General features: G+C 29.8%; 12 protein-coding genes. 5 read left to right on the forward strand and 7 right to left on the reverse strand.

Annotation, left to right across the window (positions count from 1 at the left end; all coding sequences use genetic code 11):
• Positions 1–154 precede the first annotated feature (154 nt).
• The 3 genes from AC6EJA_RS02525 to AC6EJA_RS02535 form a co-directional block, all read right to left on the reverse strand.
• Complete coding sequence (locus tag AC6EJA_RS02525; RefSeq protein ID WP_498502999.1) at positions 155–1,009, reverse strand: PD-(D/E)XK nuclease family protein; 855 nt, start codon at positions 1,007–1,009, stop codon at positions 155–157.
• 193 nt (positions 1,010–1,202) lie between these two features.
• Positions 1,203–1,340, reverse strand: coding sequence for a hypothetical protein (locus AC6EJA_RS02530; protein ID WP_498503000.1), 138 nt, complete (start codon positions 1,338–1,340; stop codon positions 1,203–1,205).
• Between the two features lie 658 nt (positions 1,341–1,998).
• Entirely contained in the window at positions 1,999–2,154 is a 156-nt protein-coding gene (locus AC6EJA_RS02535; protein WP_498503001.1) for a hypothetical protein, read from the reverse strand.
• 308 nt (positions 2,155–2,462) lie between these two features.
• On the opposite strand from AC6EJA_RS02535, the gene AC6EJA_RS02540 reads away from it, so the two are divergent.
• The gene (locus tag AC6EJA_RS02540) at positions 2,463–2,609 is read left to right on the forward strand and encodes a hypothetical protein (RefSeq protein WP_498503003.1); all 147 of its coding nucleotides are present in this window, start codon (positions 2,463–2,465) and stop codon (positions 2,607–2,609) included.
• 117 nt (positions 2,610–2,726) lie between these two features.
• On the opposite strand, the gene AC6EJA_RS02545 is transcribed toward AC6EJA_RS02540, so the two are convergent.
• Positions 2,727–2,897 carry a hypothetical protein gene (locus tag AC6EJA_RS02545; protein ID WP_498503004.1) on the reverse strand — a complete coding sequence of 57 codons (171 nt, stop codon included), beginning with the start codon at positions 2,895–2,897 and terminating at the stop codon, positions 2,727–2,729.
• Between the two features lie 162 nt (positions 2,898–3,059).
• Between AC6EJA_RS02545 and AC6EJA_RS02550 the strand changes: the two genes are divergently transcribed.
• Complete coding sequence (locus AC6EJA_RS02550) at positions 3,060–3,191, forward strand: hypothetical protein (protein WP_498503005.1); 132 nt, start codon at positions 3,060–3,062, stop codon at positions 3,189–3,191.
• A 256-nt stretch (positions 3,192–3,447) separates the two neighbouring features.
• On the opposite strand, the gene AC6EJA_RS02555 is transcribed toward AC6EJA_RS02550, so the two are convergent.
• Positions 3,448–3,735, reverse strand: coding sequence for a hypothetical protein (locus AC6EJA_RS02555; protein ID WP_498503007.1), 288 nt, complete (start codon positions 3,733–3,735; stop codon positions 3,448–3,450).
• A gap of 200 nt (positions 3,736–3,935) precedes the next feature.
• On the opposite strand from AC6EJA_RS02555, the gene AC6EJA_RS02560 reads away from it, so the two are divergent.
• Positions 3,936–4,289, forward strand: coding sequence for a DUF8671 domain-containing protein (locus AC6EJA_RS02560; protein WP_498503008.1), 354 nt, complete (start codon positions 3,936–3,938; stop codon positions 4,287–4,289).
• A gap of 259 nt (positions 4,290–4,548) precedes the next feature.
• On the opposite strand, the gene AC6EJA_RS02565 is transcribed toward AC6EJA_RS02560, so the two are convergent.
• Together AC6EJA_RS02565 and AC6EJA_RS02570 are read right to left on the reverse strand one after the other, a co-directional pair.
• The gene (locus AC6EJA_RS02565) at positions 4,549–4,917 is read right to left on the reverse strand and encodes a hypothetical protein (protein WP_498503010.1); all 369 of its coding nucleotides are present in this window, start codon (positions 4,915–4,917) and stop codon (positions 4,549–4,551) included.
• A gap of 1,368 nt (positions 4,918–6,285) precedes the next feature.
• Entirely contained in the window at positions 6,286–7,122 is an 837-nt protein-coding gene (locus AC6EJA_RS02570; RefSeq protein WP_498503011.1) for an NAD-dependent epimerase/dehydratase family protein, read from the reverse strand.
• 293 nt (positions 7,123–7,415) lie between these two features.
• Between AC6EJA_RS02570 and AC6EJA_RS02575 the strand changes: the two genes are divergently transcribed.
• Together AC6EJA_RS02575 and AC6EJA_RS02580 are read left to right on the forward strand one after the other, a co-directional pair.
• On the forward strand, positions 7,416–8,411 hold the full coding sequence (locus tag AC6EJA_RS02575; protein WP_498503013.1) for a glycosyltransferase family 2 protein: 996 nt from the start codon (positions 7,416–7,418) through the stop codon (positions 8,409–8,411).
• A 452-nt stretch (positions 8,412–8,863) separates the two neighbouring features.
• Entirely contained in the window at positions 8,864–9,091 is a 228-nt protein-coding gene (locus AC6EJA_RS02580) for a hypothetical protein (RefSeq protein WP_498503014.1), read from the forward strand.
• Positions 9,092–9,545 lie beyond the last annotated feature (454 nt).

Consider the following 9,545-nt stretch of genomic DNA (forward strand, 5'->3'; position numbering starts at 1 on the left):
CCTTTCTAGTAGGTTATTTCTATCAATTAAAAATAGCTGTGATTTATTTTTTTATAAGTATATTTATCATAATAACATTATCAATATTAGAAAGAAAGATTTCTAATTGACTCTAGAAAAAAAAACATACAGAAAATTATTACGAATTGATTAACTAAAATAATGCTCCTTGAATGAATTCGTTGGAATCGTTCTTTTCTAATTCACATGCCAATGCATATTGCTCTGAATATGCACAGTTTTTACAAGATTCATTCGGAAGAGGCACTTTATCTTGATTTAGAAGTGCAACCATCTCATTAATTTTCTCAGGTATCCATTTAACATCCCAAGCATATGGCACTAGATATTCATCAAAATTCATTCTTTTCTGAAAGCCATCATCGTCTCGCTTAGCATTACAAATTAAGAAATAAGCCGTTTCATTAACATCAAACCCCATACCAGAAAGAAGATATGAGTAAAAATCCAACTGAATTTTATACCCCTCATGGTAAGGGTCATCAAGATATTCTTCTTTACTCAAAACACCTCTTTTCGCCTGGGATTTATAGTCAACAACAATTAATTTATTCGTTTTAGTATCTTGCCAAATATCATCAATGCCTCCTGTGAGAATAATATTTGAATCATTATGTCTTAGTTGCAACCCCTGTCGAAGTGAATCTCTCCAATCATCAATCTCTGGATGATCAAAAGGAATGACATTAACTAAATTATTAGGAGCAAATAAGCGATGAGGTATTTGTAAATCACGACAACGATCAAATTCTTTTTTTAAAAGGAAATCTGTAGTTTCATTAAGTGTCCATCCTGGTGTGCCTGGAGGGTCAAGGCCCTTAACCCTATCAAGATAAAAGCATCTTTTACAAGTAAGAAAATTATAAAATCGTCCTCTACTAATCCTAAAATCGTCTTTTTGGTTCGGTTTATAAATGGAAGATTCTCTTGAACGCAATCCAGTGGCCTTGATAAGCTGTTTTTTTGAATTGCGCTTTAGATCAATCATTAGACCAATAACCCATCTTTAACTAATTAACTCAAACAATAAAATCATAATCTCAGTAATTACTCATTTTGCAAGGTAAACGTTTCAGGATGAATAAGTAGTAAAAAAGGCCGCAAAATATTCGCAGCCATTTTTAACTTAGATTTTTATTTAAGAAAATCTCTCTATGGTAATAACAACGCCTAGTAAGTTGTTAGCCAAAAAGAGCTGATGCAACTGCTGCTACTGCAATAACTATCCCACCCCATTTAATAGCAGCTTGATCTTTGTCATAGGTTGACGAAACGAGAATCGCAGCCAAGAGAATTTCACTTAGGTTTTCGTTGATCATGTGATTAAGTCCAAAAAGTATTGGTTGATACGTTTTTTAGCAAATCTTTTATGAAAGGTCTACCAAATATGAAGTATGAAAACTTTTCGTTAACTAATGTATTTTTTTAGTAAAAAGACCAGATGTATTCAAGATCACTATGGCTGCACCATTGAAGTCAAATAAACCCTACGCAGAAGAATTCCAATCTTTTCATATCAAGTAGGATTAAGATCTTATTTAAGTATTTATTTATTGCTTAAAATATAGAAAATATATTCATAATCAAAAGAAAATCAGTTAATAGCCAAGATGAAGACACCTGATCATGGAGACTCGAAATTGATAATAGACACTAATAAAAACTTATCTATTAAGGATATTGTGCCAACAATAGCCAATTACCAGAAGATTATTTCCAACTATAAAAAAAGAATAAATGATGGGGAGTTTTATGAGGAACCAATTGGAGATGATTTTTTTTATCCAGATTGGTGATGTTTGATCTTTTTCATCAAATACATAATCCTTGGCACATTTCATGTAATATCTTCATATTTGCCATATTATCTTGATGTTTATTCTTACCTGACAGGAAAAATTATGATAATTGCAATTAGCTACGCTTTATTTAATCTAATTGTGCTGGTAGTGTTTTTCTACATTACATATCTTATGACTAAAAGAAACAATTAAACCCATTTTTATATCCCCAAATCAAGGCTGCAAAAAGAACTGAACTGGGCAAAACAATAGCAAGTGTAATATTGACGATACGAAAAGTTCTACCGACACCATTCGTATTTGCTTTTGAGGGGTCTACAATTAAAGGCATTAGGCTTTTTTATCTTAAGTCATACTAGAAAAAAGATAAACTTTCACCTACAACCACTTTCAAAAGTAATAATTCTGTGTGGCACATATTCTAGTTGTGGGAATATTTGTTGATATAGTGTGGGGATAGGCAATGTAAGAAGATTTACAATTGCAACAAGTTAAAAAAAAACAATATCAAAGTTAACTCTAAGCACTAGAAATAATAAGAACTTACTTTAACGAGAAAAGAAATGGGAATTAAGAAATGGTTTTTAGAAGCGCTTATTCCTTATATTGAAGGAACAAAAACAAAAAAGAGTCAAAAAAATGAAAAAAATAATTAACTGGCACAAGTCAATAATTCACCGAACCCAAAGTGAACTTGGAGTTTCAAGCTACACAATGTATTGGCTCGCATTTCTTGAGGGGGCTTTGATTATGTGGTTAATTATGAGATTTATCTTCTGGACATAAGAAAATTCACCCATTAAAGATTATCTAATTAAAGTAAAAAACTCTTTTAGTTATGCCTTATCTAAATTTGTTGAGTTCTGCTTTTGAAAAAAATTTCCCAAAATGAATTAAAGATGTTTACGCGGCTCTAAGATCTTTCTTCTTTTTATTCCACATTTGCAAAGCTATTCTTGACGAAAACCGCCGATGAACATTTTTAGAAAGATTCCTTGTTTGTTTGTAAGCTCTTGCTCTGGAAGCACCTCTAAAAAGACCTTCCATTGCTAGTTCAATCTCTTTTTCAGTCATTGATACTATGTGAGGATTTCAAATTTAACCAACATTTGGAGCTAAAAAATCCGTGTTTTCACCTAATTCAGATCTTATCACTAATCAAATAATGGATTAACCTGGTAAAAAATCAAATCATTGCTTTTAAACTCTTCAATACAAAATCTTGAGGTATAAAGTTTGAGAAACAAAAACTCTGACAAAGATGAACTCGAAGATATTCAGGATTACTACAAAAAAAATGAGGGCAATTTAGAGGGTGAAAATGATACCTATTTCCCACCAGAAGAATCTCTCCCCGCTCACTATTGATTAAAACCTAACATTTTTATCATTCATTTAATGATATTTATTTAAAAAACTATTTAAAATAGAAATAGCTCACAATATATTTCATGATAGAATGTAATGATAAGATTCTTTGAGATAATTATTATTTAATTGCACAAAGTTAATTAGTATAATTATCAAAAACTATTTGAATTTGAATTCATAAAATAGAGTTTGAATATATAATAAATCTCTTTAAATTAAACTAATCGGATTTTTATTTTTTATTGTAAGAACTTTACTGACCAGATAAATTTCTCAACTTTATTTCTTCTTCCGTCATAGGTATTCCAGTTCTATTCACAATAGGTTTTTTTAAAGTACCCCATATTTTTCTGTCCCTGGCTTCGAGGTAGCGTTTCTTTAAAAGATCAACCTCAGAAAGATATCCATCAGGTGTGGCTTTTAGATCTGTTTCGTCACTAAAAATGTTCCTTTCCCTTTTAATTTCAGACTTACGCCAAATAAGCCTGGTAAAGGAGATTCCAAGTATTAATCCCAAGAGAAAAATAATTATTAAGACCATTTTTACTTCTCCAAAGTGATAAAAGTAATCTTGTCGCCTTATTTTACTAACACAACAAAAGCACCTGAAGTTTTCAACCAGAAAAGTTACCTGAATTATCTTGATTTTACTTATAAGAAATATTGCCTCTATGAGCTAAGATCCAAATGTCTAATTTTTGGAAGCAAAACACCTGCCAGATCTGAAAAAATAATGAATTCATGAAAGTTCTTGCATTTTTTTTTAGTCTATTTATGGTCTATCACCCTTCCCCCACTTTTGAGTGTGATGGAGATCTTTTAAAAGCGACGATCAGAAATAATATTAATGGTGATTTTGTCGTAACCGATGATCTAGAAAAAATCGATAAAGGGGCATTTGTCTTGCTTGATTGGCGTGAGAATGTAATTATGCTTCCGATATCTTTTAATGCAGGGGAGATCACTTTTACAGATAAGACATGGCTTTGGAGCTACCAAAACAATAAAAATGGATTAATCGCAGAAACACCAAGATTTGCTCATCGTCTTCCAAATGGAAATATCAAAGAATTTACTTGTGAATCTAAAATTTAATGAGCACCATTTTTCTAGCGACAACTTAAGAAAATATTCTTTAATTTATCTGGAGTTTTATTTCTCCTTATTAACCAACTTTTGTTAGGTTAATTGTCTTCCGTTTACCAAAGCATCAATTAATTCTAAAAAACAAAAAACAATTATAAATTGGTCATTATTAAAATTTTTCTGAATTTAATTTCTCTTAAAGGATAAGGGTTAAGTCAAAAAGATTCTTTTTGAAGAAGCAAACATATCAGCCCTTAATCAAATTTACTCATTTTTTCTCAAGATTTAACCTTGAAATTCGAAGTTTTTCATGGTCTTCTCTTGCTTTCTTATCAAGACGAGCAACATCTTTCCTGGCTCGTTGATCAATAGTCAATAGATCTGTTCTGGCTCGTTGGTCAACACTTTCTATGTCTTGTTTGGCTCTATCGATCATGCTTGCCATTGAATCAACCATTAATGACAAAGCTGTGGGTACCTCTCTATTTGATTGAGCAAAAGAAAGTTCATTATCCATTCCAAAATTTGCAGTAGATTGATTAGAGACCATTGATGATGAATAAAAAAGCTTTTTAGATGGCAAAGCTTGCCGCCTACCATTCTCCCTGTTATTGATTGGTTTGAGTGGAAATATCACGAATAAGAACGATATGTAATAGAAAATGATCTAAGCGATATCTTTTCAAGCAAATAAGTCCAGCTATACCCAGTGTTTTCTGGATATCCATGGGAAATAGGGTTTTTAAGCAAAGTTAACTGATCTTTATGCTTAAAGCATGGTTAAAACATCATCTTGTAGAGATCGAAAACTCAAAAAATTATTAAATGAATGAGTTAAAAAATTACTGAGTTTTTCAATTAATTTTATGACTAATAAGAAAAATAATAATTACGCTCTATTTACCAGGGGAATCTTCTTAATCATTAATATTAATCTGTTCAAATAGCATACTATTAAATAAAATAAGAAGTTTCTTAAAAATACGTCTAATCCGAAAAAAAACATACTTGATTTCTCATAAAAATATTTTTTTTCTGACTTAATTTCTATTTCATAAGGATTGAAATAAATATAAAATATTATTTTAATAATTCCAAGCAGATTCACATTTGACTCTAGACTGTATATCTATTATTTACCAATAAAGCAATAATATTTAGACCTAAAAATCCTTTGCTCCTTTGGATAGTCTCTTGTTTTACATTACTATTCAATGTAGACAGTATAACAAGTAGACCTCCTATTGAAGAATAATCACCACAAATAATATTTCTTAAAATAGTTTGATAAAGTATTTCCCATTTGTATGGTTAATCTTTGAATAAAATAGAAGATGGTTCATCTGAATTTATTTTTAGCATACGTTGTTTTTTCGCCTGATTATCTTGGCTAGATTTCCAGTATTCATACAATGGAGAAGTTTCCGCTAACAGCATTTAGAAAAAATTAGTACTGAAGGATTTTTATATGAATGAATATACGATTGAATCACTTTAAATGAAATAATGTGTTATGGATTGATATTAATTTAATTTATAATTTGATTTTCTCTAAAATATGTGGAAATAAATGTACAAATAAAAATTATATTTATAAAATAATTTTTATGAAAACAAAATCAATTGGAGATTATTAATTAACTAGACAAGCTTGAGTGTTTAAGCCAGTTGGCGACTTCTACAAAAATAGAGAAATTTAAAAGTATTAAAAATAGTAGAGCTAACATTTTATAATTTGGGTCCTTATTTACCATTAAGGCTAATTCTGTAATGTAATTTTTCCTATTTTTTTCTTTATCAAGTGTGTCGAACTTTCCTGACAAAGCTTGGATATTGGTATCTAGGTTGTTATCAGGCACAATTAAAGTTTTTAGGTATCTAAAAGATATTGTACAAATATAAAAACCGTGAATTATTTCTGCTTTTAGATAATTCTCTTAATATCCGCATGAAAAATTATGGATATTTTTTTATTGGATGTGTATAAATTTGACTTTTAATGTGATTAATCATCTATCAAAGGAACATATCGCATTATTTCCTGTTTTCGATATGGCAATGCACCACGAATTATTTTGCCTTTGGACTTTCTTTTCTCCCATTCTCTAGTAGCAAAATCAAAAAGTGAGATAGCTTTGCCAGTACCAATGTTTTTAACAATTCCACCCTTACTGACAAGGGGAAGGTTCATAGACAATTTAAGTAATTCATTTGCCACATCTTCCACAGGCATGAAGTCCCTAACTTGCTCTCCTTTGCTCATGGAGAAGTCAAGATTTTGAGATGATGATTTTAAAAGGCTAGGCCAAAATCTTCGTTCAGCTTCGCCATCACCATAAGTATGAAATAGTCGAGCGACAACAAGCCTTAAATGAAAAGTTCGCGCTAATCCTAAGGCAGCAGTGCTTGCCAAAGCCTTTGAAGTTCCATAGGCTCCAATGGGTTTTAATTCAGCTGTTACGGGAAGATAATCATATTCCTCTCCACTAAGTCCATATTCTGAACATGAACCACAGATGAGGAAATTTTCTATGCCATTCTCAATGGCAGATTTCCATAAAAAGTTAGATTGACGCACATTTATTTCAAAGCAGTGATCCCAATCATTCATGTTTGCGTTAACACCAGCCGAAGCTAAGTGAACTAAGGCATCACACTTTTTCAAATAATTAGACCAATCATCAGTAAGTTTTCCCGTACACCAAATGGGCTCTTTTAATAGTGGGATTTTTGATTGACTAGAATTTCGTCTCAGAGCTGTTGCACTGTGGCCATTTCTGTAAATCGAGTTTAAAAAATGACTTCCAATAAAACCTGTAGCTCCGGTAACAAAAAAATGCATTTATTTGATTTTTATATTAAATAAATAAAAGTAAATATATCAAGTATAGAGGTGTATTTGGATTGTGCACAGAAAAAAATATACCTTGATAATTATTGAAAAATCAGATGTCAGATTTTTTTAAATTTGCGAGGCATAAAAAGCTAATTGAAGAAATATAGATTTATTAACAAAAGGGTGATTATTATTTTAGAAATTTTAATTAAATCCTGATAAAAGTGACTCGTATATGTAATCTATTAAAATATTTAATATGATGATTACATACCCTTAGAAACAACCTGAGAAAAAATATGCTTCTTACAATCTCAATACCAACTCATAATGCTTCTCATTATCTTGATCAAGCATTAGAGTCTATCCTAGAAGAACCTGGATTAGGGGTTAATTATGAAATCATTTTGTCTGACAATAGCTTAAGTGAGGAAACAGAGGAATTATACAAATCAAAATATAGTAAAACAGATGGAATAAATTACCATCGCTCTTTGAAATTTAACTCTCTTGATGCAAATGTAAATCGTTCTGTTGAATTAGCAACAGGAAAATATGTCTGGATTTTTGGTGACGATGATTTGATTGTGCCTGGATCAATAAAAAACATCATAAGTTTCTTAAATAATTACAATCCAGATCTTCTCGTATTAAATAGTCAATCATTTAATAAAAAAGGATTAATTGAAAAAACAAGAATTCCGATAAAAAATAATTTAATATACACTGAAAAACAAAATAATGAATTCCTTGCAGATTTTGGATCTTATTTAACATATATTGGTTCAATAGTTGTCAACCGAAATCTTTGGGTGCAAAATTATGATAAAAAAAAGATTGGAAGTTACTTTGCTCATTTAGATGTCGTGTTTAAAATTAAAAGGAATAGAGTTGTACATTTTCTCTCAACAGAATCTATAAAGATGCGTGTAGGTAGTCAGACCTGGACAAGCAAGTCATTTGAAATATGGAATATCTTCTTTGCTGAAATAATATGGTCTCTTGAAGGATATGATGATTATTCAAAAAATAAAGTTATTATAAAATATCCATTCCATTCGCCAAAATGTCTATTAGCAAGCCGAGCATACGGAAGACTTAATTTGAAGATATGGAAAAATACTGCAATAAAATTACAAAAGATTTCATTTGGTTTTAAATTATTTATATTATTAATTTGCTTGGTACCACGAATAATTTTAATCTATTTATATAGATTAGTAATTATAAAATTTCGTAAAAAACAAACATTAACATTTAGTCCTGAACTAGCACTATCACAATTAGAAATTTAGAATAAGATAATTCTAAATATTATAATAGAATATATTTTTATATGTTTTAAGTTATAAAAATCATATAAATAATTATTTAATCATTTATATGTTTATGGATCTCGAAAACAAATTTATAAGTAAGTTAATATAATCAATTCAAATAATCTCTTAAGCCATTAATTTAATACTAAAAACCCTAACAACTAGATATTGATGCTGATTGTTAAGCAAAAACAGGAATTCTTTTTTTTATATAGGAGTTTATTCGATGGCCATGACATATCAGAAATTTATTTTAATACTGATATCGGTTCTTATTTTGGCAAATTTTAAACTAGTCAGAAAATAAATACAGAGATAGTTTTGCCGAAACCAAATGTTTGGATAAAGTAATTTTTAAAAATAACTAATTAATATAACTTCTTATTTTTAAATATTTTTGCTATTTATTAAAAAGTTAAATCATCCAAATGCTAAGAAAAACCGAGAAGAAAGCACTCACTCGTCTTTTCCTTTTAGGAGTTGGCGCGCCACTTGGACTAGACCGTTTTTATGAAGGTGATGTAACCGGAGGATTCTTAGCAATCGCTGGCTTCATCATCGCTGTTGTGACCGTAATAGGTTTATTGCTATGGATCTGTCCTTTCATATCAAAAACATTTCGTTTGCTACGGGAATTTGAATCGGCTGATGAATAAATTTTTAAATAAACCCTTTAAAATTTTCCAAAGTGAAGCTTATTTCTATTAGAAAAAGTTTCATAAGGGACTAGTCAATGTAATTTTGAAAAACCGCGCATAATAAAACTGAACTCCAAAAGCTGACTTGATTGAATTGAGCAATTATATTTTCTGTCGAACTTATTAAACCTATGGCTAATAGAGGTAAATTATTAAAAAAAAAAAAAAAAAAGAATGAATGCACAAACTAATATTAATTTTGTTAGGTAAAATTTAAACCTGAATGTATAAATAAGAATTCTGATATTTAAACCAATGAAAGTTTGTTGGATTAAAAGAAATATTAAAAGGAAATACTTGACAAAATTAATTTTAATTTATGGTTTCTGGTAAAGTAAAAACCAAGTAAAAAGAACTTAGTAATAGGACTTTCCTAACTTAAAGAATTGAGGTATTTCATATAAGAATTATC

The sequence above is a fragment of the Prochlorococcus sp. MIT2309 genome (genome assembly GCF_059772305.1).